Annotated in this window: 36 protein-coding genes; 27 read left to right on the top strand and 9 right to left on the bottom strand. The window is 70.5% G+C overall.

All coding sequences use genetic code 11. From position 1 onward, the window contains the following. Positions 1-298 precede the first annotated feature (298 nt). The 4 genes from ACG83_RS41175 to ACG83_RS41160 are packed head-to-tail and all read left to right on the top strand — an operon-like array spanning position 299 to position 4474. Complete coding sequence (locus ACG83_RS41175) at positions 299-652, top strand: TadE/TadG family type IV pilus assembly protein (RefSeq protein ID WP_255354854.1); 354 nt, start codon at positions 299-301, stop codon at positions 650-652. Beyond that, complete coding sequence (locus ACG83_RS41170; protein WP_054571669.1) at positions 649-1095, top strand: TadE/TadG family type IV pilus assembly protein; 447 nt, start codon at positions 649-651, stop codon at positions 1093-1095. Before ACG83_RS41175 ends, ACG83_RS41170 begins: the two co-directional genes overlap by 4 nt. A 41-nt stretch (positions 1096-1136) precedes the next feature. Next, a complete protein-coding gene (locus ACG83_RS41165; protein ID WP_235498527.1) occupies positions 1137-1523 on the top strand; it encodes a pilus assembly protein TadG-related protein in 387 nt (128 codons plus the stop codon). Continuing rightward, positions 1520-4474, top strand: coding sequence for a BTAD domain-containing putative transcriptional regulator (locus tag ACG83_RS41160; protein ID WP_054571667.1), 2955 nt, complete (start codon positions 1520-1522; stop codon positions 4472-4474). The genes ACG83_RS41165 and ACG83_RS41160 overlap by 4 nt, the downstream gene beginning before the upstream one ends. Here ACG83_RS41160 and ACG83_RS41155 read toward each other — a convergent pair. Further along, complete coding sequence (locus ACG83_RS41155) at positions 4466-4921, bottom strand: helix-turn-helix domain-containing protein (RefSeq protein WP_054571666.1); 456 nt, start codon at positions 4919-4921, stop codon at positions 4466-4468. The two genes, ACG83_RS41160 and ACG83_RS41155, sit on opposite strands and share 9 nt — an antisense overlap. Positions 4922-5315: 394 nt before the next feature. Between ACG83_RS41155 and ACG83_RS41150 the strand changes: the two genes are divergently transcribed. Beyond that, the gene (locus tag ACG83_RS41150; protein WP_054571665.1) at positions 5316-5786 is read left to right on the top strand and encodes an SRPBCC domain-containing protein; all 471 of its coding nucleotides are present in this window, start codon (positions 5316-5318) and stop codon (positions 5784-5786) included. Positions 5787-6238: 452 nt separating this feature from the next. On the opposite strand, the gene ACG83_RS41145 is transcribed toward ACG83_RS41150, so the two are convergent. Genes ACG83_RS41145 through ACG83_RS46375 form a run of 5 tightly spaced genes read right to left on the bottom strand, consistent with a single transcriptional unit; the run spans position 6239 to position 11989 of the window. Continuing rightward, positions 6239-6985 carry a class I SAM-dependent methyltransferase gene (locus tag ACG83_RS41145; protein ID WP_054571664.1) on the bottom strand — a complete coding sequence of 249 codons (747 nt, stop codon included), beginning with the start codon at positions 6983-6985 and terminating at the stop codon, positions 6239-6241. A gap of 17 nt (positions 6986-7002) precedes the next feature. Continuing rightward, complete coding sequence (locus tag ACG83_RS45145; protein ID WP_063793385.1) at positions 7003-7776, bottom strand: nucleotidyltransferase domain-containing protein; 774 nt, start codon at positions 7774-7776, stop codon at positions 7003-7005. Positions 7777-7786: 10 nt separating this feature from the next. Then, positions 7787-10198 (bottom strand): TniQ family protein, encoded by a 2412-nt coding sequence (locus tag ACG83_RS41135; protein ID WP_054571662.1) that lies wholly within the window; start codon positions 10196-10198, stop codon positions 7787-7789. Between the two features lie 4 nt (positions 10199-10202). After that, positions 10203-11339: an ATP-binding protein gene (locus ACG83_RS41130; RefSeq protein WP_054571661.1), complete on the bottom strand. Its 1137-nt coding sequence runs from the start codon at positions 11337-11339 to the stop codon at positions 10203-10205. After that, entirely contained in the window at positions 11336-11989 is a 654-nt protein-coding gene (locus ACG83_RS46375) for a Mu transposase C-terminal domain-containing protein (protein ID WP_200931479.1), read from the bottom strand. Before ACG83_RS46375 ends, ACG83_RS41130 begins: the two co-directional genes overlap by 4 nt. A gap of 36 nt (positions 11990-12025) precedes the next feature. Between ACG83_RS46375 and ACG83_RS47710 the strand changes: the two genes are divergently transcribed. Further along, on the top strand, positions 12026-12154 hold the full coding sequence (locus tag ACG83_RS47710; RefSeq protein WP_255354853.1) for a hypothetical protein: 129 nt from the start codon (positions 12026-12028) through the stop codon (positions 12152-12154). A 12-nt stretch (positions 12155-12166) separates the two neighbouring features. Here the strand turns inward: ACG83_RS47710 and ACG83_RS46370 are convergent, their stop codons facing one another. The 3 genes from ACG83_RS46370 to ACG83_RS45700 form a co-directional block, all read right to left on the bottom strand. Next, entirely contained in the window at positions 12167-13417 is a 1251-nt protein-coding gene (locus tag ACG83_RS46370) for a helix-turn-helix domain-containing protein (RefSeq protein ID WP_200931478.1), read from the bottom strand. Continuing rightward, positions 13414-14046 (bottom strand): TnsA-like heteromeric transposase endonuclease subunit, encoded by a 633-nt coding sequence (locus tag ACG83_RS41120; protein WP_235498528.1) that lies wholly within the window; start codon positions 14044-14046, stop codon positions 13414-13416. The genes ACG83_RS46370 and ACG83_RS41120 overlap by 4 nt, the downstream gene beginning before the upstream one ends. Before the next feature lie 502 nt (positions 14047-14548). Beyond that, positions 14549-14704, bottom strand: coding sequence for a hypothetical protein (locus ACG83_RS45700; RefSeq protein WP_161934865.1), 156 nt, complete (start codon positions 14702-14704; stop codon positions 14549-14551). 509 nt (positions 14705-15213) lie between these two features. Here ACG83_RS45700 and ACG83_RS41115 point away from each other — a divergent pair. The 21 genes from ACG83_RS41115 to ACG83_RS41020 all read left to right on the top strand — a co-directional run. Further along, complete coding sequence (locus ACG83_RS41115) at positions 15214-16047, top strand: hypothetical protein (RefSeq protein WP_054571659.1); 834 nt, start codon at positions 15214-15216, stop codon at positions 16045-16047. 579 nt (positions 16048-16626) lie between these two features. Further along, positions 16627-16839, top strand: a complete 213-nt coding sequence (locus tag ACG83_RS45135; protein ID WP_152991673.1) for a hypothetical protein — start codon at positions 16627-16629, stop codon at positions 16837-16839. Positions 16840-16933: 94 nt separating this feature from the next. Further along, positions 16934-17368, top strand: a complete 435-nt coding sequence (locus ACG83_RS41110; protein WP_054571658.1) for a hypothetical protein — start codon at positions 16934-16936, stop codon at positions 17366-17368. 42 nt (positions 17369-17410) lie between these two features. Then, positions 17411-17647 (top strand): hypothetical protein, encoded by a 237-nt coding sequence (locus tag ACG83_RS41105; RefSeq protein WP_054571657.1) that lies wholly within the window; start codon positions 17411-17413, stop codon positions 17645-17647. 27 nt (positions 17648-17674) lie between these two features. Further along, on the top strand, positions 17675-18145 hold the full coding sequence (locus tag ACG83_RS41100; protein ID WP_054571656.1) for a hypothetical protein: 471 nt from the start codon (positions 17675-17677) through the stop codon (positions 18143-18145). 95 nt (positions 18146-18240) lie between these two features. Next, the gene (locus ACG83_RS41095) at positions 18241-19017 is read left to right on the top strand and encodes a hypothetical protein (RefSeq protein WP_054571655.1); all 777 of its coding nucleotides are present in this window, start codon (positions 18241-18243) and stop codon (positions 19015-19017) included. Positions 19018-19104: 87 nt separating this feature from the next. Further along, positions 19105-19473: a hypothetical protein gene (locus ACG83_RS41090; protein WP_054571654.1), complete on the top strand. Its 369-nt coding sequence runs from the start codon at positions 19105-19107 to the stop codon at positions 19471-19473. A gap of 61 nt (positions 19474-19534) precedes the next feature. Beyond that, positions 19535-19873: a hypothetical protein gene (locus ACG83_RS41085; protein WP_054571653.1), complete on the top strand. Its 339-nt coding sequence runs from the start codon at positions 19535-19537 to the stop codon at positions 19871-19873. Between the two features lie 87 nt (positions 19874-19960). Beyond that, positions 19961-20332 carry a hypothetical protein gene (locus tag ACG83_RS41080; RefSeq protein ID WP_054571652.1) on the top strand — a complete coding sequence of 124 codons (372 nt, stop codon included), beginning with the start codon at positions 19961-19963 and terminating at the stop codon, positions 20330-20332. Between the two features lie 46 nt (positions 20333-20378). Next, complete coding sequence (locus tag ACG83_RS41075) at positions 20379-20735, top strand: hypothetical protein (protein WP_054571651.1); 357 nt, start codon at positions 20379-20381, stop codon at positions 20733-20735. A 4-nt stretch (positions 20736-20739) separates the two neighbouring features. Further along, entirely contained in the window at positions 20740-21153 is a 414-nt protein-coding gene (locus tag ACG83_RS41070) for a hypothetical protein (protein WP_054571650.1), read from the top strand. Between the two features lie 2 nt (positions 21154-21155). Beyond that, positions 21156-21617, top strand: coding sequence for a hypothetical protein (locus ACG83_RS41065; RefSeq protein WP_063793384.1), 462 nt, complete (start codon positions 21156-21158; stop codon positions 21615-21617). Between the two features lie 49 nt (positions 21618-21666). Continuing rightward, a complete protein-coding gene (locus ACG83_RS41060) occupies positions 21667-21921 on the top strand; it encodes a hypothetical protein (RefSeq protein WP_054571649.1) in 255 nt (84 codons plus the stop codon). A 96-nt stretch (positions 21922-22017) separates the two neighbouring features. Further along, positions 22018-22260, top strand: a complete 243-nt coding sequence (locus tag ACG83_RS41055) for a hypothetical protein (protein WP_054571648.1) — start codon at positions 22018-22020, stop codon at positions 22258-22260. Between the two features lie 222 nt (positions 22261-22482). Then, positions 22483-23016 (top strand): hypothetical protein, encoded by a 534-nt coding sequence (locus tag ACG83_RS41050; RefSeq protein ID WP_054571647.1) that lies wholly within the window; start codon positions 22483-22485, stop codon positions 23014-23016. Positions 23017-23058: 42 nt separating this feature from the next. Then, on the top strand, positions 23059-23499 hold the full coding sequence (locus ACG83_RS41045) for a hypothetical protein (protein WP_054571646.1): 441 nt from the start codon (positions 23059-23061) through the stop codon (positions 23497-23499). Next, complete coding sequence (locus ACG83_RS41040) at positions 23499-23933, top strand: hypothetical protein (RefSeq protein WP_054571645.1); 435 nt, start codon at positions 23499-23501, stop codon at positions 23931-23933. Before ACG83_RS41045 ends, ACG83_RS41040 begins: the two co-directional genes overlap by 1 nt. A gap of 189 nt (positions 23934-24122) precedes the next feature. After that, positions 24123-25013 carry an ArdC family protein gene (locus ACG83_RS41035; RefSeq protein ID WP_063793383.1) on the top strand — a complete coding sequence of 297 codons (891 nt, stop codon included), beginning with the start codon at positions 24123-24125 and terminating at the stop codon, positions 25011-25013. 1 nt (position 25014) lies between these two features. Beyond that, positions 25015-25341 carry a hypothetical protein gene (locus tag ACG83_RS41030; RefSeq protein ID WP_054571643.1) on the top strand — a complete coding sequence of 109 codons (327 nt, stop codon included), beginning with the start codon at positions 25015-25017 and terminating at the stop codon, positions 25339-25341. 261 nt (positions 25342-25602) lie between these two features. Beyond that, positions 25603-25863 (top strand): hypothetical protein, encoded by a 261-nt coding sequence (locus ACG83_RS41025; protein WP_054571642.1) that lies wholly within the window; start codon positions 25603-25605, stop codon positions 25861-25863. A gap of 88 nt (positions 25864-25951) precedes the next feature. Next, positions 25952-26806: N-6 DNA methylase (locus ACG83_RS41020; RefSeq protein WP_054571641.1), on the top strand; the 855-nt coding region annotated here is incomplete at its 3' end.

Here is a 26806-nt window from a genome sequence, read left to right as displayed (position 1 = left end):
CCCATGACGACACGAACAGGCACAGCGAAGAAATGGACAACCACCCCGGCCCCCAAGAAAGCACGGGAAACCCCCAGTGGACACGATCACGGCACCCGAATGGACATCTTCGCCGGCCTCCCTACAGGACCGACGTCGCCCCCAGCCAGGACGCTCCGGATCGGCACGCCGGCCCGCGGGGGGCCGTCCCAGCATGTCACGACGGGCACTCCCGAGGTCTCGCGGCGTCCGACCGGACCGAGGGCGACGGTGCACACGGCCCACGCCGACTCCTCGCCGTGGCCGGGATGCCGGGGCGCTGACCGTCGAGATGATCTTCGTGTTGCCGTTGCTGTTCAGCGTCGTGTTGCTGCTCGCGCAGGTCACGGTCTGGGCGCATGCCCGTCACATCGCGCAGGCCACCGCCAGCCGTGCGCTGGCCGCCGCCCGCGCCGACGGCGGCAGCGCCGCCGCCGGCGAACAGCAGGCGCAGGTGACCCTCGACCAGCTTGGCCGGTCCAGCCTCACCAGCCCCGAGGTCACGGTCACCCGCGATGGCGAGACGGCGACCGTCCACATCCGCGGCACCGCCGCCAGCGTGATCCCCGGATTTCGAGTCGGCATCGACGTTGACGCGGCTGGGCCCGTTGAGCGCAGGAGACCGGCCCCGTGACCCGCGAACCCAGGTGCGCTCGCCGAGGGCCTGATCAGGGGTCGGCCACCGCCGAGCTCGTGCTGATCCTGCCGGCGCTGCTGCTCATGCTGCTGTTCCTCGTGCTGTGCTACCGGATCTCGGACGCGAAGCTGCGCGTCGCCGACGTCGCCCACCAGGCCGCCCGCGCCGCGTCGATCGCCCGCACCCCCGCCCAGGCGGCCACCGACGCCCGTACCACCGCACAGTCCGCGCTGGCCAACGCCGGGGTCACCTGCCAGGACCTCACCGTCGATACTGACACGGCCGGGTTGGCACCCGGTGCGCTGGTGCGGGTCACCGTGACCTGCACGACCCGGCTGGACGATCTTGCAATGTTGGGCACGCCGGGCAGCGCGACGCTCCACGCCAGCTCCACCTCACCGGTGGACATCTACGGCGATCAGCTCGGACAGGCGCCGTGAGCCGCCCGCGACCCGCTCGCCGCGGGCGGGACGAGGGAACGGTGACCGCGTTCGTGGTGGTGCTGTTCGCCGCGTTCGTCATGTTCGCCGGGCTGATCGTGGACGCCGGCGGCGCACTCGCCGACAAGTCCAGCGCGATGGGCGTCGCGCAGGAAGCCGCCCGCGCCGGCGCCCAGCAACTCGACCTGACCGTGCTGCGTCAGGGTGGAACGGTCCGGCTGCTGCCCGAGCAGGCGGTCGCCGCCGCCCGGTCCTACCTCGCCCAGGCCGGTGCCACCGGCACCGTGACCGTCGTCGACAACACGGTCGCGGTCACCGTCACCGCGGTGCACGACAACCTGCTGCTGGGTGTGGTCGGGCTCGACACCCTCACGGTCACCGCCACCGGCAGCGCCCACCCCGCCCCACCGGTTGGAGCCGTCCCGTGAGCCGCTCGCCCGCCCGCCGCCGTCCCCGTCGCTCCCGGCGCCGGAGCACCGCGGGTCTGCTGCTGGCCGGTCGGCTGCTGCGCGCGGCGATCGCCCTGGCCGCCCTGGTCGCCCTGGTCGGTGGCCTGCCCTGGGCACTGTGGCACTTCGTCGGCTGGCCGCTTCCTCACCACGTGCCGTCCTGGGCGGAGATCTCGGCGCGGCTGACCGGGCCCATGGACGACACCCTGCTCCTGGACATTCTCGCGGTGCTGTTGTGGCCGCTGTGGTTCGCCTTCGCGGTCTCCGTCGTTCTGGCCGTGCCTGATGTGGTGCGGGAGGCGCGCTGGCCCGGCCATAGCGTTGCGCTGCCGGTCGGCGGGATGCGCGGGTTCGCCACGTTCCTGCTCGGCGCGGTCCTGCTCACCGTCGCCCAGTCCCGCGGCCCGCTGACCCCGGCCGTCGGTCCCGCCGTCGCCACGGCGGCGGCCACCGCGCCCGCCAGCCCAAGCTTGGTCACCGTCGCCGCGGCCACCCCGATCGACCCGGTGCTGCCCACGGCGGCACCGGGCACCGTCGTGGTGCAGCTGCCGGCAGGCGGCGTCTACGACTCGCTGTGGCGGATCGCCGACCGCTGTCTGGGCGACGGCGCCCGCTGGCCCGAGATCTGGGCCCTCAACCACGGCATCGCGCAGGCCGACGGGCGCGCGCTGACCCATCCGGGCCTGATCCGCCCCGGCTGGGTCCTGACCCTGCCCACCCAGCCCGCACCCGACGCCCCGCCGGCGAGCACACCCCGCTCCGACCCGCTGCCCTCGGCGCCGGCGATGCCGGGACCGTCCTCGACCGCCCCAGGACCGACGACGCCACCGGCCACACCGACCACCCCCGCACCCTCCACACCCGCGCCCGGCACGCCGACCCCCGGCCCGTCCACGGCCGGCGGCCCGACAACCGCTCCGACCTCCCCGGCCCTCAGAACCCTCCCGAGCACACCGACTGTGCCCGTCCCGGCTCCGTCGCAGCCGCCGGGAGTGCAGTTCCCGTCCGGTGCCTACCTCGGGTTGGGAGCGGTCTCGCTGCTGGTCGTCGCGCTGTTCTCCGTGCGGCTGTGGCGCCGCCGGCACTACATCCCGGGCAGCGGCCGGCGCGACGACCTGGAGGAGGGGCCGGTCATCCGCCAGCTCGCCGTCGCCTACAACACGGCCACCGCCGAACGCGACGCCGACGGCGAACTGGTCGTCGTGCGCCCGCCCGGCGACCCGCACGTCACCGGCCGCCGCCACGCCGCAGCCACCGCCACCACCCACGCCGCCCCACCCGGCACCCGGATCGTCGGCACCTCCGGCGACGGCCAGCCCCTCGCCCTCGACCTGGCCGCAACCCGCGGCCTCGGGCTGATCGGACCCGGCGCCGACGCCGCGATCCGCGCCCTGCTCGTCGCGCTGCTCGCCGATCGTCACCAGCCCAACGCCGCCCTCGTCGAAGTCCTGATCCCGGCGGCCGACGTGCGGCGGCTGCTGGGCGAGGACTCCACCGCCGCGCCGCCGCAGCGGCTGCACGTCGTCCCCGATTTGCCCACGCTGCTGGACCGGCTCGAAGCCGACGTCGTCACCCGGGCGCGGCGCGCCGCGTCCGGCGAGGACCCCCGCCGGACGTCGCTGGTCGTCCTCGCCGCCCCCGACCAGACCTCGGACCGCCGCCTCCAAGCGGTCCTCGACAACGGCTCCCCACTCGGCATCGTCGGCATCCTCTACGGGCAGTGGCGCCCCGGCACGACCGCCCGGGTCCGGCCCGACGGAGTGATCGGCGCGGCCAGCCCCGGCATCGCCGCCACCCTGGTCGGCAACCGGCTGTTCACCCTGCCCGAGAACGACACCGCCCAGCTGCTCGACCTGCTCGCCGACGCCGACGCCCCGGCCACCAACCAGGAGGAATTCCGGCGGGCAAACCCTACCCAGGGGCCCCCGCCCCCACCGCCCGCCTCCGCGCCGCCCCCCAGTAACGTCCCATCCGCCCCGGCCGACGGCGACAGCCCGAGCGAGCCGGAGCAGCTCCCGGAGCCGGACGAGCCACCCCCTGGTGACAGTGGGGGTGACGCCGCGGCCGAGACCGGCGAAGCACCGCCCCCGCCCCCGTCCTCGTCGGTGCCAGCCGCCGCTGTGCCCGCGACGTCGCCGCACCGCCCGGAGGTGACCACACCGCTGCGGCTCACCCTGTTCGGCAGGTGGCAGCTGTCCTACCAGCCCACGTCGGACAGCGACACCCAGACAGTCGAGGGCATCGGGATCAAGGGCCGTGAGCTCGTGGCCTACCTCGCCGCGCATGGCGGCTGGGTCCGCCGCGACACACTCATCGAGGCGGTCTGGCCGGACGACGGCGAACCGCGCCACCGGATCGACAACCGCTTCTACGCCGCGCTCAGCCCGCTCCGCCGCGCCCTGCGCCGCGCCACCGGCGGAGCGATCGACGATCTGTTCGAGCAGGACGCGGGCCGTTGGCGGCTGCGCGCCGACCTGCTCACCGTCGACCTCTGGCAGGTCCAGGACGCCCTGGACGCACGCCGGCGGGCCACGACGACCGCCGAGGAGATCGCCGCGCTCCTGCCGCTGACCGGCCTCTACACCGGCCACCTCGCCAAGGACCTCACCGGCACCTGGGCGGAGGCCCACCGGGAGCACCTGCGCCGGCAGGTGACCGACGCGCTGACCAGCATCCTCGCCGCCGTCGGCGAGGACACCCCCGAGCGTCTCGACCTGCTCGACACGCTGCGCCGCCTCGACCCGACCAACGAGCAGCTCTACTGCCAGATCGCCCGCACCCAGGCCCGCCTCGGCCGGCACGACGCGATCGCGGTCACTTACGACCACCTGGTCGAGGCGCTGGCCGACCTCGACCAGCAGCCCACCACGGACACCGAACGCCTGTTCCAGGAGCTGATGCGGGGCCCGCGGGACAGCCGCTCAGCGTGAGCGCGGCCGGCGGCCCTTCTTGCCGTTCCTCCGGCGCCTGCGTCGCTCCGCCCAGAGCTCCCGGTCCAGCTCCAGCAGGTCCTCATGCGCCGCGGCCCACTCCGCGATCGGCAGCACCAGCCTGGCCAGCTCCCTCGCCGGCGGCGTGAGCCGGTACACGGCGGTGAAGGGCCACTCCGGCCCCCGGTCGCGCTCGACAAGCCCACGCTCCCGCATCCAGCGCAACGTCCGGTGCAACGCCGAGTCCCGCACCACCGCCTGCGGCCACCGCCGCACCCGGGCCGCCTCGTAGGACTGAAGCCTGCCCAGCAGGCCCGTGTACGACAGCGGCTCCTGGGACAAGGCCACCAGCACATCCGGCAACCACTCCGAATCGAGCGTGTGCCGCAGATCGTGCAGCAGGATGCGCCGATCGGGATCAGACAGCGCTCCGTCATCGAGCGTCATACAAACTCCCACGGAAAGATCCACGGACCAGGTCTCGGGTCCGTGCTGACCGTTCCGCCCCGCAGCGCGGCCCCTTCAGGCCGCGGACGCCCCCAGTCCTTGCGTGACGGGCACTTCACCCAAGGCTGCACCATCTGCGTAAACGTGACAATCCGATTCAGGCCCGTCACTGGCGGCCAGCCGCCACTTCGCCGGATCGTCACCAGGGGCCCGATCGCGCGGCCACACCCCCTGCCACCTGCGAAGATAGCGCCACTCGCGGTGGTAGACCCGTTCCAGAACGCCCGCTGTCCTGGGCGGCCATGACGCACGTCACGTCAGCCCGACCCACGACGAGGCCAGTCCGCGGACCGCCCACCGCGACGTCTCCCGCCCGCGTTCCTACCGCGAAGACGTGTACGCGACGCAGGTGAGATGGCGCATCTGGGCACCGCCGCCGGCGGTCTACCGAGCACTGCTCGACCCGACCATGATCGTCTGCTGGCGGGGCCCGACCGGGACGCGCGCCCAGGTTCACACCTTCGAGCCCCGCGAGGGCGGTACCTTGCGGATCTCCCTCACCCGCCACCAACCCGCCCAGGCCGCCGCCATCGCCGTTCCCACCGGCACCTACCACGGCCGGTTCCTGCGCCTCGTCCCCGACAGCCAGGTCATCGAACAGCTCGCCTTCCAAACCGACGACCCGCCCGCGGCCGTCATGATGACGACGACCACCCTCAGCGACGCCGCAGCCGGCGCCACCACCGTCCTCGTCGCCCACCACGGCATCCCCGACGCCATACCCGCCACCGAGACCGAAACGGCCACCCGCATGACCCTGGCCAAACTCGCCGAACTTGTCGAGAAAGACCAGCCTCTCCAATAGTCGGCGGCTGCGTCGACAAAGGGACATCGCAGGGCTGTCCAGTGACGCCGGTACGCGTGCCGGATGGCAGAATCAATGGAGCGCTCGACTCCGGACCGGAGCGGAATTCACTGCGACCTCCTCGCCCTCAGCATCTCCCATGTCGGCCCGGCGCCCCCGCGTCCACCCGGGGGCGATTTCACGCGCCTATCCGATGGAGAAAGGTAGTCGCTGAAAGGCGGCGAACCCAGCGGGCTGGCACACCCCCTCGGAGAGCGCAGCGTTACTACCAGGACACGGCCTGTGTAGGGATCGGCTGAACGTGGCCAGCCCGAACTGCCAAGATGGTCTTGTTGGCCAGCCGGAACGTGTCCTGGGGCGCGGCTACTTGGCCATTTTCAGTGCTCGCCGGTGGACTCTGGCTCTGCTTGTGGTCCGCGACTGGCTTCGTCGTCCGAGTCGGTGGCCGACGACTATACCTCGACGACGAAGAACAGGAAGGCGGGTCTGGTTGAAAGGTCATGGAAGTCGTTGGGGAACAGCTCACGGGCGGCAGGGTCGGGCTGGGGCTCGCTGATAACGGAGAGACGGAAGCCGGCGGTGGTGAAGGCATCGGTCATTGCGTGCAATGATTTGCGCCAGAACCTCATCGGGACTGACTTCCCGTTGAACGTCCAGTTGAAGGCATAGCTGGTGGTCGCGAAGTAGTCAGGCCGGGGATTCCGGATCGTGTAGGCCACGAAAGGATGGTCCACCGACGCGATCAGCCGCCCGCCGGGCCTGAGTACTCGCCGTATCTCGGCCAGCGTCGGTCCCCAGTCCTCCAGGTAGTGCAGTACCAGCGACGCGACCACGTCGTCGAATGCGCCGTCGGCGAACGGCAGAGGGTCGCGCAGGTCGACCAGGTGCAGGGCCATGTCGGCGCCCAGCCGCTGCCTGGCCAACGCCAGCATCCCGGCGCTGGCGTCGATGCCGGTGACGACCGCGCCGCGATCGCGCAGTGCGGCGGCCAGGGGGCCTGCGCCGCAGCCAGCGTCCAGGATCCGACGGCCGGCCACGTCTCCGGCGAGGGCCAGCATCGCGGGCCGCTCGTAGTATGCATTCACGAGACTGTTCTCGGTCTCTGCCGAGTATGCCTCAGCAAAGCTGTTGTAGTCATTCATCCGGGCCTGCTCAGCAGGCTGGGTGAGACTCTCGGGCGCATCGGTTACTCGGTCCACCGCCGCAGGCTAATAGGTCACGGCAATGGGTGGAGCACGGCCTGCACCGCGGTCGCGCAAAGCTCCTCGGAGACGTCCACGAGCCTGCGGGCGGCCTTCGGATCGGTCTGGGCGTCCGCGATGAAGTGGTCGACGTGGCGCAGGTCCGCGCGGGTGAGCAGCGTCTTGTCGTTGGTGACCCATTCGCCGCGCGCCGCGAGCACGGCGTGCGCGGCCTGCGAGGTTGCCTGGGCGACCAGCCCGGCGCACTGGGCCAGCCGGCCATGGCGGGCGTGGTTGACCCGGGCGTAGTCGAAGGTCAGCCGCGCGTTGTCCCACCAGACTGTGGGTGCCCGTTCCCGCAGCGCCGTCGGGTAGTGCACCGTGGGCAGCTGGCCGTGTAGCACCTTGCTGGTCGCGAGTTCCGCGAGGACGAGGTAGGACGGGATGCCGGCGAGGTGGAACATCAGCGGTTCGATGCGGAACCGGCCCTCGGCCGCGGCGGCGAGTTCCTCCTCGACGGCGTCGAGATCGCGGTAGTGCACGTCCGTGCGGCGTTCGTCGACGACCAGCCAGGCACCGCCGTTGAAGACGCCGCCGCCCCAGCCTCCGACCTCGAAGACCTGACCGGGCCAGCCGAGGTCACGCAGCGCCTGGGGCTCGAAACGTTCCCGGTAGTAGACCGCGAAGTCCCAGTCGCTGTCCGGCCGGTGCGTGCCCTCAGCCCGCGACCCGCCGAGGCTGACCGCCTGAACCCCAGGCAGGCTGGCGAGGCGCTCGGCGACATGGTCGAGGAAGACGTCGTCGTCCATGCGATGGACGTTAACCCGGCTCATCACGAGTGCGAGTGCGGTCGAGGAGATCAAGGATGGGCCAGAGGGTGTGGGCGAGGTGTTCGCCGTGCGGGGTGAGCATGAGGCGTTCTTGATCGTCGGTGTGCAGCAGTGCGGCGCCGACGGTGTGTTCAAGGTGGTGGATCTGCCGTCTGAGGGCGTCGGTGCGGATGCCGAGGGCGCGGGCGGCGTTGCGGTGGTCGGTGTGACCGGGGGTGGCGAGCAGTCTGCGGACACGCTGTTCGGCGCCTCGGCCGTCGAGGACGGTCCAGGTCAGCGGGGTGAACGCGTCGGGTCCTCCGTGCGGGGTCAGGGGGTGGGTGTGGGCGGCGGTGCCGCGGCGGGTAGGGATGCCGAGGGCGCGGGCTCGGGCGCTGACGTCGGTGCCGTGAACGCCGAGCTCGGCGGCGATGTCGGCGAAGTGCCGTCGCTTGACTTCGTATTGCTCGCGTAGCCAGGTGGGATCGACCGCGGCGAGGATCGCGCGTCCGGATAGCTGGGTGGGCTCCGTGATGGTCGGGGGTTGGACAGTGTGGGGCGGTTCGGTGGGGGTGGGGCGGGGTCGGTGGGCCCAGAGTTCCCGGCGGTGCACGCGGGTGGGGTCGAGGCCGGGCCAGGTGATGCCGGTGATCCAGTCGAAGGGCGGTTCCCAGGTGACAGGTTCGTCGATCCTGCCGCGGCGCAGGATGTGTGCGGCGCGGTCGTGCAGATAAGCGTCAAGCGGTGCGGGCAGGTTGCCGGCGAAAAGGGCGTAGCTGGCGCGGTTGATGACGTCTAGCTTGATCCCGTCCGGCTGGTGGTAGGGGTGGGTGCCGGTGAGCAGCTCTGCCAGGTAGAGGTGGGCGAAGCGGGTGTGGCGGGGTGAGGCCAGTCGGCGAGCTCGGTGCTGGGCGCAGCGCTCGCGCCAGGCGGTCTCGTCGAAGTCAGGCTGGCGCAGGCGTCGCCATCGTCGGCGTCGGGCGTAATCGATGGGGGCGCCGTGGGTGTCGAGGGCGTCGGCGAGCTGGGTGAGGATAGCGAGCACGGTGTCCAGGTGGCCGTGGCGGCGTAGGCGCTCGGTGAGCTGGGTGGGAGAGCCGGGGGATGTGTGACCGAGCAGGCGCCGCGCGCGGGGGTAGTCGAGGTCGGTGCCGACGAGGAGCAGGAACATGCTCAGCGTGCTGCGGTAGGGCAGCGAGTCGAACAGGCCCGGCGGGTTGAGACGCAGAGCCCATCTGGGCCAGAGCTGGCTGGGAACCGCGGCGGCGCGGGCCGTGCCGGCGCCTGGCTGTGGTCGGCGGGGCTGGTGGGCTGCGGTGCGGTAGCGCAGTTGGTAGCTGATCGCGAGATGTGGTGCGAGTCGGTGCAGCAGCGCGCCGTGCAGATGGGGGCTGGTCTGTTCCCAGCGGTCCAGGAGCAGGGCGGGGCTGGTCTGGGCGCGTTGGACGGCGGCGTCGATGAGCCAGGCGGCGATGGTCGGGTCGGGAGCGTCGGTGCGGTCGCCGAGCGTGTGGCAGGCGACGGCGCAGCCGAAGGCGATGTCCGCGGCGCGCCGCCCCGGGGCGGCGTTGTTCCGCCTGGCCGCGCCGGGCGGCGTGGTGTCGTCGCCGAGTTCGGTGAGGACCGCGACGGTCAGGGGAGGCGCGGTGGCGGATGCGCGCAGCGCGAACAGCGCCGCGCGGGCGACGGCATGCAGGTCATCGAGGCGCTGCACGACGCCCACCGGCCGGGCGGAGAGGTCGGGACTGCAGCGGCCGAGCTCGGCGAGCAGTTCGTCGACGTGACGTTGCGCGGTGACGATTGGACCGTCGGGACGCAGCGCGACCGCGTCGATGTCGGCGGGCGGGACCGTGCAGGCCGGTGGCTGGCGTCCACGCGGGTGCGACGGGAGCGGCAGGCCGGTGGTGTCGCACCGCCCTGGGTCGCGGGGCGGCCGGTCGAGAGCGGGGCGGTGAGCCCGATCGCAGACGGGGCAGGTATCGACGAGCAGAAGATGATGATGAGTGCAGGCGAAGGTCCAGGGCAGCCGCCAGGCCAGCATCCACCGCCCGTCGTTGCCGGCGAGGCAACGGGGGCAGAACCGTGATCCTTTGAGCTGGTTCCACCAGCGGGGCGGACGGGGCCGTCCGGTCGGCCGGACACCGCTGAGCAGGCCGGTGCCGTCGTAGCGGGCGAGGGTCAGCGCGGTAAGCGTCTGCGGTCGAAGGCCGGTGACGGCGGCGAGCGCGTCGCGTTCGACGGGGTCGAGCCGGTAGGTCCAGGGCCGGTGGCCGAGCTTCGCGGTGCTGGGTCGGTCTGCCAAACCGGCGAGGGTGAGGATGTCGGAGACCTCGGCGTGCAGCAGGCGGGCGTAGGTGCGCAGGTAGCTGTCGATGTCCTCGCCGGGCAGTGGGGCCAGCCGGATCGGGATGCTGTCGACCACCGGCTTATCCCGCCGCCGGCAGCGCCGGCTCGGCGCGTGGGGCGCTGGTGGGTCGGCTGGTCAGCCGGCGGTGGCTGAAGGCGGCGTGGAGTTCCTGGCGGGCGGCTTCGGCGGCGGCGTCGTTACGGACCTGGTCGAGCAGGGCGGAGGTGAGCCGTTCCTGGCCGGTGCGGATCGCGCGGCGACAGCCGCGGGTGACGAGCGTCATCAGTGAGGCGAAGTGGCCGGTGCTGCGTGCGAATAGGTAGTCCGACAGGTCGTCGGCGACCATCCCCGGATGGCTCTCGGCGAGGATCAGGTTCTTCTCGATCGCCAGGAGCAGCCGCCGCCAGGTGTGCCGGCCGGGCTCGGTTTCGATCTCGAACGGGTCGACGGTGAGTGTCGTCCACCGGCGGCCGTTCTGCGCGAGCTCCTCCTCGGAAGGGCCGAGCCCTTCGGCGAGCAGGCCGCGGCGGGTGATCCCGACACCGACGTAGAGAAACGTGACGGGGAAGGTGTTCGCCAAATATTTGAAGTGGTTCGCGACATCGCGGCCGTCGGCGCGCCGCGGGTCGAGGAAGTGGACGTCGTCGATCACGATCAGCCGGGTGTCGCAGGCCAGGACCGCGTCGGCGGCCTTGTGGCCGAGGTGCTCGGCGTTGCCGCGCTCCGAGCCGGGCAGGTGGAAGAACCGGCAGAGCATCGTGTTGAACGTGCGTTTCGTCGTCGACGACGTCAGGCAGACATGCGCGACCGGCACCCGCTCATGGCCGCCGGCGGTCATCGGCCCGTAGCGCCCCAGCTGGCGCTGGTGGAAGCCGCGGGCGAACGTCTGCGCGATCGTGGACTTCCCCAGCCCGGGGAACGCGTCGATGACCGCGGCGCCTTTGACCTTGTCGCCGTCCTGCCGGTTGGCCTCGACGATGTCGTCGAGATCGTCGTGGACGGCCCGCATCTGCGGGGTCCGGATCGGACCGAGGTTGGCGTGCCAGACCGCGCGCTGCTCGTCGTAGTCCGCCCGCGCCGCCGCCGACAGCGCCGCCAGACCGGCGCGGTCCAACGCTTCGGGACGTGGCCGGTCCGGGGCGGTCACGAACGTCGTCCATCCCTGTTTCGTCGACAGGCTGTAGGCGCGTTCGCCGCCGTCCGACGGTGCGGTCACACGATCTCCATCGCGTCGGCGTAGAAGTCGTCCTCGCCGGGGAACGGGGCGCCAAGCTCGTCGTCGTGGTCGTCGTCGCCCGCCGTCTCCTCGGCTGGCCGGCCGCCGTCGAGCGGGACGACCGACGGCGGGGCGGGCTCGTCGGTGGTGGGGACGAGGCGCAGCCGGCGTTCGGACAGGCGCACCGCCATGCGCCGCTCGGCCCGGTTGCCGGCCAGGCCCGCGTCCCAACGTTCCAGCAGCCGGGCCAGTGCCCGGCGGGTGTCGGGGAACCGGTCGGTCGCAGTGGCGAGCTGGCGGGCGTAGGCGAGCGCGTCCGCGCTGAACGGCGCACCCAGGGCATCGGCGTGCTCCCAGCGCAGCACATGCCAGCGATGGTCAGCCGGGTCCTGGAAGTAGACCCGGCTGACATCGTCAGCATCGACGCGGATCGGCCACTTGCCTGTGTGGACGCCGGTGTGCGGGCTGGTCCGGTTGCGGTAGGGCGTCAGCGCGGGCCCGTCGTAGCGCAGCCCGCCGATCTCCACCCCGTAGTGCTGGATCGTGCGCCATTCGACCGCCAGGAAGTCGAAGACCAGGTCCGCCCGCGCGGGCACCTGGAGATGACCGGCGCGCGCCACTCCGTGGGCGAACATCTCCAGCGGCGACATCGCCAGCCCCGGAACCTCCGGAACGACGAGGCCGCCGTGGGCCTGGCGGTGGTAGCCCGCGACCCACTGGCGGACGAGTTCTTCGAGCTCGTCGAGGAAGTAGAACGCCTGCTCCTCGACGTCGACGCCCCGGTGGTGGACGTCCGGGCCCTTGTAACCGGGTAGCGCGACGAGCAGCTACTCGCGCAGCGTGCGGAAGAACCGTTCGACCGCTGCCTTGTCGGTGGCCTGCGCGACCCGCGCCGGCTGCACCGAGATCCCCAGCCGCTGGCAGACCGACAGCAGATGCTCCGACAGATAGATCCGGCCGTGATCGACCACCAGGGTCTCCGCGGCGACCGACGGCAGCAGCGGAGCGCCGACGGCGTCGACGAGCCGCTCGACATCGACCACCACTTGTCCCGGAACACCGTGATAGGGCGGGCGGACATCGACCCAGCCCGCCGCCGGGTCGGGCAGCGGGCGGATCGACTCGAACAGCACCGCCGCGGCGTCGACCGCCTTCGTCGACACCGGGGTCAGCCGCAGCCCGGTGATGCACCGGTCGTAGAGGTCCATCGCGACCGTCAGCTCCGCCTGCACCCAGCGCAGCGTCACCCGCTCCATCGCGAACACGTCCAGCCTGGTTGTGTCCACCAGCAGGTACTCACCCGGCCGGTGCGCCCGCAGCTTCCCGTAAGGCGCCGCCGGCCGGCCCGCGATCTCCCGCCGGCCCTTGGCTCCACCGAACGCGCTGGTGCCGCGGCTCAGTTCCCGCAGCAGTGCCCGCGCCCGGGTCCGACCCGGCAGGCGCACCACCCCCGGTCCGTGCTCCTGCTCAAGCCGAGCCTCGATCGACGCGAGGACCAGATCCTGAGTCGGCGTGCTCGCGCGAGTGAACTCGGCGAGCACGCCCCGCGCCGTATCCACCCAGCGGCCATCCACCCCGCTCAGCGGTGCCCGTCGCCGCCGCCACCGCTCGTCGACCAGCCCCGCCGGGCCGTCGGCCTCGAACTCGGCCACCCACCGGCGCAGAGTCCGCATCCCGATGCCCAGCTCGGCAGCCTTCGCCTGGTAGCGAGCCAGCTTCGCCGTCCCCGGCGCGTAAGCCGCCCGCGGCTCACCCGGCAGCGCCAGCTCCGCGCAGCCCCGCCGGAACCCCGTGCGAACTTCCTGCACGTGCCCGACCCGTTCGGCCAACGCCTCGCGGCCAGCCGCGTTCAAACCCGCCAGATCCGCGCCCACGCCCTCCACCACGTCGACCGGAACGTCGGTGAGCAGCCGGGTGCTGGGATGCGCCAGCAGATGAGCCAGCCCGACCTGCCGGACCCCGCCACCGACATCGGTGAGCAGCACCGAACCCGCCGTCAACTCGGTCACCGTCCACCACCGGCCGTCGTGCGCCAACCGGCTACCGACCGCCACGTCCACCCGCGTCTGCGCCGTCACAGCGCGGCCTCCAGCGTGCTGTCGTCGCCCAGCCGGCGGTGCAGCTCCGTCGACAGCCTCCGCTGCCACAGCAGCGTCAGCACTGCGGCCCTGACCTGCCCCGCCGGGCTTTCCCGCGTGGCGCGGCCGACGAGCGAACCGATCGTGTCGCCGGGCCGGAACGCCGCGGCGACGGCATCCGTCAACGCGCCGGGCAGCAGACCCGGCCGGCGATAGCCAGCCAGAAACCGCAGGTTCGCGAGATAGACCGCCTCGGCGCCGCTCCAGATCTCATACGCCCAGCCGTGCGACCGTGCAGCGACGCCCGGCCACCGCAGCGCCTCGGCGACCACCGGGTCCTCCAGCCGAGACGCCGGCTTCACGTTCACCAGCCGCGCCGACCCGTCCGCATGCACCAGCAGGAAGTCCGGCACGTGCCGGCGGGCCCGGCCACCGACCGTCGCCCGCAGCAGGAACGGCTGCGCCGAGATCCCGACCACCTGCGGGTCGAAGTCCGCGACCAGCAGCCGCGCCAGCTCCAACCGGCTCTCGTAGACGACATGACCGCCAGTCGTCACCGACCAGTACCAACCAGGAAAATGCGACTGCCCTCGCACGCTCCGGACCGTCCGCCAGGGCACGGCCGCCATCACCAGCGCTGCCGTAACGTTCCGTATCGGGCGCTCGACCTCACCCTCCGCCGTGCGCAACAACACGACCGGCTCAGTCGGGTCCTCCCCGTCCGCGCCGGCCGAACCCGAAACTCGCTTCTGCGCGACCGATTCACCATCGATGTCCGAAAGGTAAGGCGCCAGGACGCCGGGACCGTCCCAACGCCTCACAGGGCACACCTCGGACCACACCCGCGACCCAGAGAACACGGCGATCAGCGAGTTCCTACAAATCGAAACGACGATTATTCGGGGCTGGCACCCCGCGAGCCCCTCAACCGGAGAGCCGCTCATCGCGCGCCGACCTTCCGGCGCCCGCGACGGCGGCAGAATCGCTCCGGTCCGGTGTCTCCTGCGGATTGGCCAACTATCCCGGCTGGTGGCCATCTACTGGCCAACCGTCACGGCGAGTGGCCATCTGCCCCCGATCCCTACAGCCCATGTAGGGATCGCAGACAGATGGCCACTCCGAGCTGGCAAGTCACGGTAGTTGGCCAGCGCCGGTGCGCAGGCGACCGCCGGTGTTGGCCAGCGCGGGCGGTGCCAGCGCGATGCACAGCGAGGCCCTGACCAGCGGATTGGCCAAGTAGGTCGGGTTCTGGCCACGCAGTGGCCAAGTAGCCCTGCGAGTGGCCATGTAGATCCGATCCCTACAGCCTGTGCGATGCCCCAACCGCGGCCCCAACCGCAGCCCCAACCGCGTACCTGCTTAGTGGGTACACGGTTGGGGCTGCATCGACACAGGTCAGAGGCCCGCTGGGTGTACCCAAGTGGGCCAAGACTGGACTGCGAGGCAACGAGCTGAAAATCGGCGGGGCTGGCCGGGCCGGCGTGGTGGACGCGGTGTGTGGTCGCGACTGTTTGCTTTGGGGCCTGTGCTGCCGGTGCCCCTGGTGGATGATTTCACGTTCTTTCTTTTCTGGTTCTTTTTGCTTTTACATTTCGCTCTTCGCTTTCTCTTCGCCTTTCCATTGGCGCCGTTGTCGGCAATCCGGCGATTCTGGTCCCGAAATCTCACATAAAGAATCTTGAATTGATGGACGAATGAGGGTTGAATTCGGACGTGCATAGGTAGAGAATTAGGTATCGACACCGGGCGCGGGCAAACCCCCCGGGAACCAATCCCCCCCGAAAGGAAGGTCTGCCATGGGCAACCCCGTTTTCACGTCGGACACGCCGTCCGCACTTCCGGGCTCGCGCGTCCAGCCGGAGGACATGGCGCGGGTCACTGACAGTGACTGGCAGGACATCCGGACCATCGCGCGGAAGTACTGCCGCACAGTGAACTTCACCCGGTCACGCAAGCGCATGGACGGTAACACCACCATCGCGGGCGGACCGTTCGGCAAGTACGGCACGGCTGACATCAGCGACGATGTCACCCAGGACGCGGTACTTCTGTTCGCTCAGAACCTCGCGAAGATCAGCAGCCGGTTTCAGCCTGCCTCCCTGTCTGTCGCGACACGCGAGCCTGATTCCTGGCTGTACGTGACGGGCAAGGGTCGGGAGTTCGTCGCGGACCGCAAGATGATCATGGGGTGGGCAGTCAAGGACGCTGCCGCGCGGAACGGCTTCCGGACGGACGATGAGCCAGACGACATCGACGCGACACCGGGTGAGCAGTACATGCGGGGCGTGGCACACGCGGAGTTCGTCGCCACGGGAAGCTACCTCGCCAGCATCAGCGACGTGGTGTGGGGTTCGGTCTACGAGGACGGTCGGGACTTCCCCGTGATCGACCGCGTTCTGGCGGAAGGCAGCAAGGCGGACGACATCGGACGTGCCGGAGTGCTCTCCCACGTGGCACAGCAGCTCTACGGCGGACAGTACGGCTCCCGCCGCGCCGTGCGCCGTACCCGTGACGCTGCCCTAGCCGAACTCCAGGAACTCACACAGCGGCTGGACGAAACGCGCGACATGCTCGCCTACAGCGCCACGCGGCACGACAAGCGGCGTACGGGAGCACTTCCCGACGACTGAGCCACCTAGCCGAAAGGGGCACCGGGCGCACCTAGCCCGGTGCCCTTTCGGCTTTTCAGAGCGCTTTCCAGCCGGACGGTCGGAGCATTCCGAACGTCGTATCAAGGTGAGAGACTTCCGCACCCTGGTACGCACGCCGGAACGCTTTCCAGCCGGACGGTCGGAGCATTCCGAACGTCGTATCAAGGTGAGAGACTTCCGCACCCTGGTACGCACGCCGGAACGCTTTCCAGCCGGACGGTCGGAGCATTCCGAACGCCGTATCAAGGTGAGAGACTTCCGCACCCTGGTACGCACGCCGGAACGCTTTCCAGCCGGACGGTCGGAGCATTCCGAACGCCGTATCAAGGTGAGAGACTTCCGCACCCTGGTACGCACGCCGGAACGCTTTCCAGCCGGACGGTCGGAGCATTCCGAACGTCGTATCAAGGTGAGAGACTTCCGCACCCTGGTACGCACGCCGGAACGCTTTCCAGCCGGACGGTCGGAGCATTCCGAACGTCGTATCAAGGTGAGGGAATATCCCGCCCCAAAAGCTCAACCGTTAGCGGTATCCGTCGGTCTGATCGGAGGGTCTATATGCGTCGTCTCGGCACGAACCTCGCGTCTAACCTGTCGGCGCGGGGTGGGCGTCACCACTTGGCGGTGGCCGCGTTGCTCTGCCTTCTGGAGCTGCTGCTGCTCGTGTCCGTTGAGGTCCTGCTCATCCACATCCTGATGGCGGTGGCGATTTTCGGGCGGGACGTGGTCGACGCGTTCCTGCGCGAAAGCACGCACAAGACCTCGGAATGACCGGCGGCGGACAGGAGGCACACCCACATGGGTCGGTGTGCCTCCTGTCCGTGCCGTGCGGTTGCGACCGCATCGACAGAAAGGGGCAAGACCTGTGTCTGTCCATGACACCGTCTCGCCGGACTTCCTGACGCGTTTCCAGTTGGGGGTCTGGCGTGAGCTGATCAGGACGGCGGTCGTCGAGTGGGCGCCGGATCAGACCACGAACCTCTACGGCAGCGGATTCGACGGGACCGAGATCGAGTTCCTCGACGGCGAGCCCATGGAGGACATCCGCGAGTTCCTGATCTTCGGGATCGGTGACCTGTTCGGTCTCGCGTGCCGTCTGGGCGACAAGGTGCCGACGCCGGAGGAACTGGGCGCCGAGTACGTGCTGTCCCGGCAGGGCGCTGGAGCGGGTCTGTGGGACTGCGGTTTCGGCGCAGAAGGCGACCGGCTACACGAGCTGGCCCGCTCCATGGGCGACATCGAGCTTCAGGTGGCCGGTCGGGCCGACGACTGCGGCAGCTGGACGGTCGACGTGCTCTGAGCACGCCCGGCCTGGCCGGAGCAAACCAGAAGGGAATGAAAGGTGATCGTCTATGTGGCTCCGGGTGAGACCCGGAGCGTGGTGCTGCCGTACTCGGAGGTCTGTATGTACCTGCAGGTCGCGGGCCGCCGGATGCGCTGCGAGATCCAGGCACCGGACGGCCGGTCGCCCGCGGTGCAGCTGCTCGACGACGACGGCCGGCCGTTCAGCTTCCCGATCACGCTCGGAGAGGCCGGTTTCCACCGCGATGGGCAGGGACGGATCTACACCGAATCCTGACCCGGCCTGAAGGAGGCGGAAGGGACGATGTTCTCGGTGCAGGTCGACGGCCGGACCGTCGACACCGTGGACGACGACCACGAAAGCGTCACCGTCGAGATCGGCGGCGACGGCACGACCTACCGGTGTTCCAGCTGCGGCGACGCGCTGTCCGAAACCTCAGACGGCCGCTGGCTGGGGGAGTCCAGCGGCGCGGACTGCCCGGACGCCGACCCTGACGACGCCGAGACGGGCGGGGGGCATGTGCCGGAGGCGGTGCCGCTGAGCTGGTGCAACCACGCCGGCGTCACGGCGGACGAGTCCGAGGACTCGGTGACCGTCCACATCTCCGTCGGTGACCCGTGCGGGGCGTTCACGTTCACGGTGCGCCGCGTACCCGACGACGCCGACAGCGTGATCGCGGGCCGGCTGCTGCTGCACGTGCCCTACCCGGACGCCCCGTGCGGGCACCGGCCACTCACGGCGCTGCACGACGGCACCTACCTCATCGGCAGCTGACCTTCACCGCGCCGGCCCCGGATCGATCGGTCCGGGGCCGGCGTCACCCTGCCCGCCCGCTGTGACCGGGCGGATGTCACGGAAGGAGTGACGCCGTGGACGTTGAGACGCATGTCGGCTACCACGAGTTGTCGGTCGACGCGCAGGACACGGTGACCGAGATCCTGAACGGGATCAGGATGGCCGACGCGCCCGCGCTGGCAACCGTGCTGCGGATGACCGACCGGCCGGGCGGCTACGACGCGGACACCAGCCTGTATATGGCCGACGCCCTGACGAAGATCGGCCGGGAGGATGTGGCGCCCGGGACCGTGGACGGTCCGGCCTACCTGGATGACACCGACGGGTTGCGGGAGCTGGAGAAGCTCGGCTACCTCACGGTGCACGATCTCGCCTACCAGACGTCCAGTTCCAGCTACCTCGACGAGGGCCGCAGCCTGACCGCGATCCGGGTGCTGCGGCCGTTCCACACCGTCGGGGTGGTCTACCGGTGGCGGCGTGCGCTGATCGGCCCGGCCGACGAGTGGGACATCGTCACCCGACCCGGAGTGGTCTGGCCCTGCGTGTACGTACGCGGCGCGGTCGGGGACTACCGGTCGCGTGACGTCGGGTTGGTGTACGCCGGACCGCCGGAGCTGGACACGGACGCGCTGATCTACGCGATCCGTGAGGACTCCGACGTCTTCACCTGCCACGCCGTGTGCGACAGCTGCGGCGCCGACTGGTACGCCACCGACGGTTCGTGGACCTTCCACGCCAACCAGGCACACGCCGACTTCGGCTTCGACGATGCGCGTCGCCACGCCGCCAACACGGTGTTGTGCCCGGAGCCGCTGTGCGTGTCCGGCCGGGTCGGCTTCACCGTCGGCTGACAGCGCCGACGTCCCCGTTCGTCGCGGGCCGCGTTACCGGCCCGCACATGTCCCCGACCCATCCGCTGACGAAAGGCAGGGCGTCGCATGCCCGAGAACATTCCGACCCCGACTCTTCAGAGCGCGACCGACTTCGTGCTCTCCCACGCGACCGAGGACGACCTGACGCGGCTGTCCGTCTCGATCACGCAGCGGTGGGCCGCGTTGGCCTCGATCCGGACGGCCACGCTGACCACCGGCACCACTGTCAAGATCACGAACGTCCGACCGAAGTACCTCAACGGACTGACGGGCAGCATCGCCCAGATTGACGGCAAGCATGCAGCCGTCACCCTCGACACCGACTCGACCGAACGGCTACGCGGCACCTCTCAGACCCGCTATTTCATCCCGCTCGACGCCGCCACCTACGACGTGCGCGGCGTCCCCCTGTCCTGCTGCCTGCCCACCGGCTGACCGGACCACCGGCTGACCGGCCGGCTGATAGGTCCATGGCGCTCACGTTTGGGGACACGCCATGACACCCGCCGCAACCATGCGCGTCACCATCAGCGGCGTCTACAGCGAGTACGAGGTCCCGGCCACCGACGAGCGGTGGAACGGCTGGGCGGTTCCCGGTTTCACCGCCAGCCAGGTCTGCCAGTTGGCGGCTGAGACCGCCGCGCTGGCCGCGACCGTACCCGCCGACGAGATCGACACGATCACGATCAGCGACGACGGCACCGTCGTGGTCCACAGCGGTCAGGGGGCCTCCGCGACCGTGGTCGAACCCGCTCCGGATGGCCTGTACTACATCGGCGCCTACGAATGGGCCTGGGAGATCGTCGGCCCGCCTCTCGTGCATCCGCCTTCCTGATCGGTGCCGGCCGGTCCACGCGCGAGACGGCCACGGCGCCGCGCACGGCCCATCAGCGACGCAGCCCTTCCCTTGCCGGAGCCGCCCATGACCGCGCCCACCGCCGCCCCGCCCCGGGTCGGCGTCCACATCGCCGAAGACATCGACTACTACGCCGCTCCGGTCGGCGACGAGGAGATCGTCGCCGAGGAACGCCGTCACTTCGCTGACGGGACCTGGTCCGCCTATCTGCTGTGCACGGTCGTCGAGTGCCCGCACTGCGGCCACCACTACACCACCGACGCCTTGGGCGGAGTGGTCGTCGACACGACGTCGCTGGTCGACGCGATCGTCTGGGCCGACGACCCCAGCCTCGCGGACGCCGACGACTACCTGCACGAACAGATCCGCGACCTGATCGACACGGAGCAGGCGAACCCCACCCCACCGACGGAATGGGTGCCCCTGCCCGTCCCCTGAACCGTCCGCCGCCCCCGTGCGGCTCACTCTCCGAAGCGACGTACTCATGGATGACCTTGACGGCACGATCGCGGCGGCCGATCACGACTACCGGCAGACCGCGTTCGCGCATGCCCAGACCACCGACCGGCTCGTCTTCCTGCTCGCGACCCGCATCGCCCGCAACGTCCGCGACGTCGCTGCCTTCCGGGACGCAACCGGGGTCGGCGTCGACGGTGATCACCAGCTGGACATGGTGTGCACCCTGACCGACGTTCTCGCCGAACGCAACGGCGACCCCGGCTTCGAGCAGGTCGCCGCACAGATCCGCGGCGACCTGCTCCGCATCGCGGAGACCGGCCATTTCCACGCCGACAACCGGCTTCTCCAGCTCCCACACACCCCATCCATCCGAGGGAGGTAGGCCCGTGCTGATCGACCCGTCTCTGCTCCCGACCACCGACGAGGCCGACCTCAACGCGGCCCTGTCCGCGATCAACACCGAACTCCTGCGGCGGATCACCGCCGACGACGGGCTCGCCGCGCTGGTCCGCCAGACCTGGCCGACCGCCGTGGCCGTGCTGTGCGACGTCGTCTGGGGCGACTACCCGACCGCCTCCGCCGACGGCGTCCTGCTCGCCGACGACACCACGATCGACGTCGACGAGAACAACGCCCCGGACGACTGGGGCGAGATCTCTGACAAGGTCGCGGACCTCGCCGCCGTCGATGGCGCCATCGCCGAGGACTACGAACACGGCCACCTGATCCGCTTCGACACGCCACCCGCAGCCACACCGGAACCCGTGGTCGCCACGGGCCCGGACACGGCGCGGAGCTGACGATGAGCCGCCCACCACGCCGCCGCGCGGCCCGCCCCGTGGCCGGCCCCGACGAGCTACGGCGACGGCCGGTCAACCGGGGCGGCCCACCGACCGACGACGACCGGCTCGACGCGTCCGCGCTGCTGGCACCGCTGACCGGCGGCCACGGCGAGCGGCTCGACGCGCTACGCGCCGCCGGGATCGGTGACCACACGATGCCCGGCTACGACCCCGACCGGGTCCTGCGCGTCCTGGTCGCGTTACGCGACCGGCTGGCCCACGACATCGACACCTGGGCCTACTCCCACGTCTCGCGTGCCGGGGTCGAGCAGCACTGGCGGGAGATCCTGCAACGCGGCGATTGCGCCCGCTGCACCCGTTCCTGCCACAGCTGCGCCGTCTGGGCCGACGCGCTCGACCTCGAACGGGTCGACGACGACGGCCGGCCCGTCTGGCGCCCACGACCCACTGCGGCCCCCTGACATCCAACAGCACTGGGTTCCGGATGCCTCCATGAAGGGACCAACGACAATGGCTCCTGAATTTCCCCTGCCCGCACGGTTTTTCGGCGGCCCCGTGGTCGCCGGCGTCTACATTCCTCGCGCGGGTATCTATGTGCCGCTGTGGGCGGTGGTCGCCGAAAGCGCCCGGCCGGGTGAGTTCCACGTCGGACTGCTGCACAACGACCAGGAAGGCTTCGACGGCTTGTACGACATTCCCGGCAGGGAGCAAGCCATCGACCGGATGCGCGAGAAAGCCGATATCTGGCGCAGGGCCCGCCGGTAGCCGCGCCGCTCCCGAGCCCGGCAACGGCCACGATACCGCCATTCGCCGCCCCGGGTGGGCGCGGAGGAGTTGCGGCCATGACGGGTTCCCCTGTTCGTGAAAGGCCCGACCATGTTTCGCACCGTTCACAGAACCGTACTGCCCGGTTTCCGCAACTACGGCTATGAAGTTCGCCAGGATGGCGAAGCCATCGAGACCGGGGAGATCGTCAACACCGGTAATCTGGCCACTGTCCGTCCGACTGACGGCCAACGTCGCCCGCCGATCCTGTGGTACCACACGGAGCGGGAGGCGCTTCAAGCGCTCGCGCGAGAGCGGAATGCCATCTACGTCGGCTGATCGCGTCCACCACCGCGACGCCCAAACCCGCCGCCCACAGCGGCAGGTGGCGCGACATCGCCCCACCTGCCGGCAGTCCGGGATCTCGTCAGCGAAACCCTGAACGGAATCTCCTCATGCCGTGTGGGCCGCTCACGCCGCGCGCCGCCGGTTCCCTGACACGGCTTCCAGTCGCCTTCTTCCCGGGAAACCTTCCCGAATCTTTGCGAGAAAGGAGTGACAGTGGAACATGACCGTGAACTCCCAGACCTGATGCGTTCGCTGCCCATCGACCAGCGACGGGGACTGCCAATCCCGGCATCCACGGCACGCTTCCCCGACGGGACACCGAAATTCTCCCTCGTCGATGGCCGTGAGGCCCTGCGTCTCGCCGCCGAGGACCTCTGCGGGATCTGCGGGAATCCGCTGGACCCGTTCGTCGCGTTTCTCGGCGAATCGAAGCCTGTGGTCGCGCAGGTCTATCACGACCCTCCGATGCATGAATCATGCGCCGAGGCATCCACCAGATTGTGTCCGCATCTCACACGCCGCGACATGCGCCGGAAAGCCGGTCGCCTTTCCGCCGACGTGCTGCCAGTAGACAGCGCCGAGGAAAGGCCGGACCGGTGGGTGATGTGGATCTGCCGAGGTTTCACCGCGTACGTCATCGACGGAATGCCGCTGTTCCGACCGGAACCCTACCAGCGGCTGCGCACCTTCACCTACGGCCATGACGGCCGCCTGCACGAAACGCCCGACACGTCCCCGCACCCCTGATCCGAGGGGTGGCGGGACGACGACGAGAAAGGAGCACCGACGATGAGTCTCATCACCGAACGCGAACCGACGCTGCTGGTCAACGACGCTGACCGGCGGCTGACCTACCGGTGGGTCGTGCGGCGAGTCGACGAGGACACCGACCCGGCGACGCTGGTCGTCAACCTGAAGATCCGCCACCACGGGCCGAGTAAGGAGTACTACGCCGAACTGCGCAACGAGACCGAGACCGACCGAGGCATCGGGATCGAGAAGTTCGGTTGGAACGATCCGGTGTGGCACCGCCGCAAGCCCGTGGCCCGCTACTCCCGCAAGGGCCTGCGGGCGTTCGCGGAGCAGACCCTCGCCGCGCTGCGCCTAGCCGACGCAGCTGGCGAACCGCTGCATGTGGATCTGGTCGAGACGCCGCCCGCCGCCGACGCCAGCGACACATTTCCGCCGGCCACCGCCCCGGCCGACGGCCTGTCCCACGGAGCTCAGTGATGCGCGCCGACAACGCGAGGCGTGGCTGGACGCGGCTGGGCCGTGGCCTGGCGACCGCGCTGGCCCGGCGGTCCGAGACGCCCTACGCACGTGCCCAGCGGCGGCGTGAGCGGGTCCGCGACACGTTCCTGACCGCCCGCGACGAGTGGCGGCTGCTGCTGGAGATCCTGATCGAAGGCGAGACCCGCGCGGTGTGCCCGGCTGCCACCGAGCTGGAGGTCGAGACCTACACCGACGAGCTGGGCGAGCCACGCGGCCGGCTGATCAGCATCCTCACCGACGAGGGCAGCGCCGACAAGGACGAAGAGGCGGTCACGGAACGGATCTCCGAACTGCTGGACGAGTGGTCCATCGTCACGGACCCCGACACCACCGAGATCGCCTTCACCCTGGCGGTCGACGTCCACGGCAGCACCAGCGACGACCGCTCCTGAGTCGTCGCCACACACACCGCACGGGCTTTCCTCCCCGGCCGCCCCGTCCCGATGGGCAGCCGGGGCATCGCCATGCCCGCATTCCGGCGAATCACCGCTATCGCCGCACCAACAGCTCTCCGCCTGCGCGGGCGACCCTCACCGGCTGCCCGCGCATCGAGCTGGCAACCACAAAGGAGGTGTAGCGAGGTGACGCGACAGAACGTGTACGAGATCGTCACCGACACCGTCATCAACGCTCTGGAGAACGGCACGGTCCCATGGCATCAGCCATGGAACATCGAGGTCGGCGTGCCCCTGTCACTCGCGACGGGCAAGCCGTACCGGGGCGTCAACCCCTTCCTGCTCGGCCTGACCGCGCTCACGAACGGATACCGCTCGCCGTGGTGGGGCACCCTCAAGAAGATCAACGAGCGAGGTGGGCGCGTCCGCAAGGGCGAGCACTCCACCCTGGTCGTCTTCTGGAAGTCCTACCTCCACAAGGCGACGGCCGACGACGAGAAGGACGAGCGCCGCTTCCTGCTGCGCTACTACCGGGTGTTCAACGCCGACCAGGCGGACTGGGACGAGGGCAAGGAACCCACCTACGCCGCCCTGAACCGGCCGGACGTCGAACGCATCGCCACGGCGGAGGCCATCGCCGACGGCTACCAGGACAGCCCCTCGATCCGGACCGGTGAGGCGGCCTACTACGAGTCCGGGGCCGTCGACCGAGTAACGATGCCACCGATCGACGCGTTCGACTCCGCCGAGGAGTACTACGCGACCCTGTTCCACGAACTCACCCATTCCACCGGCCACGAGAACCGTCTCGACCGGGACGGGGTGCGCACCGGTTCGTTCGGCAGGTTCGGCGACCCGGTCTACTCGAAAGAGGAACTGGTCGCCGAGATGGGCGCGGCCCTGCTGTGCGCCATCGCCGGAATCGACCAGAAAGCGCTTGTCGAGAACAGCGCCGCCTACCTGCGTTCCTGGCTCGGCGTACTGCGTGAGGACACCAAGCTGGTCGTCCAGGCCGCAGCGCAGGCCCAGCACGCCGCCGACCACATCCTCGGTGTCAGCTTCGGCGAGGACGGCTGACATGCGGACCGTCGACCGGCACACCGGCATCGCGATCGACCTGCCCGACCGCCTTCCTGCGGGCTGGACCGTCGTCGACCACGGCGAGAGGTTCGAGGTTCTGCGCAAGACCAGCCCGACCGTCACTGTGGAGGTCAACTTCACGGTGGGGTCGGGCGGTGAGGAGACCGACGGCGAGGACCACGGCCCAGCCGATATCGGCGTCTGGTTCTTCCTGATCACCGACGGCGGCCGGCGCATCCCCGAGACCCGGTCCGAGGGCTGGGACTCGGACCTGTCCGACCTGCTCACCTACACCGAACGGATGATCTTTGGGGAAGTTCGGTGAGTACCGCGGCGCTGTGCGGCCGGCTGGCCGACGACGCGGTCACCGTCCAGCGCGGCGCTGCTGCCGTCCCCGTCACGGTCGTCCCCGTTCCACGGGTCTACGGCCGGTCCGAGGACCTCGGCGCGCCGCTGTCCGCCCAACAGCCCATCCGCCGGGTCGACGCATCGCCGGACGAGCGGACGCGTGGCCAGCCCGATCCCCGGGGCGCGCCGTCCCGTCCCGTCGCGGCGTCACGTCTGCCTCTCACCGGGAGGTTCTCCTATGTCTCGCATCATCGCGCCCCGCTTCGAGCTGGAACTGTGGCCGGGCGCGGACGGTCTCTACATCGCCGTCGACCTGCTCAAACCGTCCCTGCGGCTGCTGCTGCAAATCGAGGGCCCCTACTCGGCCGAGTACGCCGACATCCGGCTGCGGACCCTCGTGCCACGTGAGGTCGCCGAAACGCTCCTGACACTGGCGGGCGCGGCGATGACCACCGGCCGGGCCGCCCCGATCCATCACCTCACCCGCCGCCCCACCTGACCGCACCTCATCTCCCTACGAGCGCCCCCGCCACGCCCCTGGTGGCGGGGGCGCTCACGTGTTTTCCGCCCTGTGAAAGGAGATCGCGATGGGCGCATCGTCACGGCCCGTCCGGACACCCAGCCCAACCCGCCCACGGCCCACCACGCCGGCCGGCGCGCTCGCGCATGCCCATCGGATCGCCGAGGCCGTCGACCAGGCATGGCACGCCACCGCGGCCAGCGACCGGATTGAGATCCCGCTGTCGGTCGTCGCGGCCCTCGCGCTGCGCACCCCCGACGACGCCGACGAACGTGCCTGGGTCGCCGGCCGGCTGACCGGCACCGACGAGGCCGGGCTGCTCGGGTTCCTGCGCGCGACCTGGCAGATGTTCGCCCGTGTCCGCCCCGATCTGTTTCCCCGGGTCTTCCTGCTGGCCGCGCCGTGGTTCACCGAACCCGCTCCCGACCCCGATCTGCTGCGCGCCGTGCGCCGCGTCGTGGATGCGGCGCTGCGGGCCGGGCTGCATGAGCTGCTGGCCGTGGCCCGCTACGACGTCGACCTGTTCGGCCCGCTGCTGATGGTTCTACGGACTCGCGGCGCCCGCGCGGCACGCGGCCAGTACTACACCCCGCCCGACCTGGCCGACCTGCTGGCCCGGCTCGGCGGCACGGTGCCGCAGGCGGGCGAGCTGGTATGGGAGCCCACCGCCGGAACCGGCGGGCTGCTGCGCGCCGCCGCGCAGGCGATCCGCGACGCCGGCGGCGATCCGCGCACCATCCGCTGGGTCGCGGTCGACCGCGACGAGCTCGCGCTCGCTGCCCTCGCCACCAATGTGATCATCTGGGATCTCGGACCGCAGGTTCTGATCGGCCACGGCGACGTCCTGGCCGACGACTGGCAGGCCCGCGCCCTCGGCGAGCGCGCGGAAGCTCTCGCGCTCGCCCGCGACGTCCACCAGGCC

The sequence above is a fragment of the Frankia sp. R43 genome (genome assembly GCF_001306465.1).
Classification (GTDB): domain Bacteria; phylum Actinomycetota; class Actinomycetes; order Frankiales; family Frankiaceae; genus Parafrankia; species Parafrankia irregularis.
Note: the sequence above shows the minus strand (reverse complement) of the source record. Positions and strands in the feature narration are given on the sequence as shown.

Coding starts and splice junctions, on each gene's coding strand:
- ACG83_RS41115 (WP_054571659.1), top strand. CDS start 15,214: ATGGGCAACCCCGTTTTCACGTCGGACACGCCGTCCGCACTTCCGGGC.
- ACG83_RS41060 (WP_054571649.1), top strand. CDS start 21,667: ATGGCTCCTGAATTTCCCCTGCCCGCACGGTTTTTCGGCGGCCCCGTG.
- ACG83_RS41040 (WP_054571645.1), top strand. CDS start 23,499: ATGCGCGCCGACAACGCGAGGCGTGGCTGGACGCGGCTGGGCCGTGGC.
- ACG83_RS41100 (WP_054571656.1), top strand. CDS start 17,675: ATGTTCTCGGTGCAGGTCGACGGCCGGACCGTCGACACCGTGGACGAC.
- ACG83_RS46375 (WP_200931479.1), bottom strand. CDS start 11,989: ATGTCGCCGCTGGAGATGTTCGCCCACGGAGTGGCGCGCGCCGGTCAT.
- ACG83_RS41090 (WP_054571654.1), top strand. CDS start 19,105: ATGCCCGAGAACATTCCGACCCCGACTCTTCAGAGCGCGACCGACTTC.
- ACG83_RS41120 (WP_235498528.1), bottom strand. CDS start 14,046: ATGGCGGCCGTGCCCTGGCGGACGGTCCGGAGCGTGCGAGGGCAGTCG.
- ACG83_RS41025 (WP_054571642.1), top strand. CDS start 25,603: ATGTCTCGCATCATCGCGCCCCGCTTCGAGCTGGAACTGTGGCCGGGC.
- ACG83_RS45135 (WP_152991673.1), top strand. CDS start 16,627: ATGCGTCGTCTCGGCACGAACCTCGCGTCTAACCTGTCGGCGCGGGGT.
- ACG83_RS41030 (WP_054571643.1), top strand. CDS start 25,015: ATGCGGACCGTCGACCGGCACACCGGCATCGCGATCGACCTGCCCGAC.
- ACG83_RS41080 (WP_054571652.1), top strand. CDS start 19,961: ATGACCGCGCCCACCGCCGCCCCGCCCCGGGTCGGCGTCCACATCGCC.
- ACG83_RS45700 (WP_161934865.1), bottom strand. CDS start 14,704: ATGGCCACTCGCAGGGCTACTTGGCCACTGCGTGGCCAGAACCCGACC.
- ACG83_RS41075 (WP_054571651.1), top strand. CDS start 20,379: ATGGATGACCTTGACGGCACGATCGCGGCGGCCGATCACGACTACCGG.
- ACG83_RS45145 (WP_063793385.1), bottom strand. CDS start 7,776: ATGGACGACGACGTCTTCCTCGACCATGTCGCCGAGCGCCTCGCCAGC.
- ACG83_RS41065 (WP_063793384.1), top strand. CDS start 21,156: ATGAGCCGCCCACCACGCCGCCGCGCGGCCCGCCCCGTGGCCGGCCCC.
- ACG83_RS41045 (WP_054571646.1), top strand. CDS start 23,059: ATGAGTCTCATCACCGAACGCGAACCGACGCTGCTGGTCAACGACGCT.
- ACG83_RS41085 (WP_054571653.1), top strand. CDS start 19,535: ATGACACCCGCCGCAACCATGCGCGTCACCATCAGCGGCGTCTACAGC.
- ACG83_RS41155 (WP_054571666.1), bottom strand. CDS start 4,921: ATGACGCTCGATGACGGAGCGCTGTCTGATCCCGATCGGCGCATCCTG.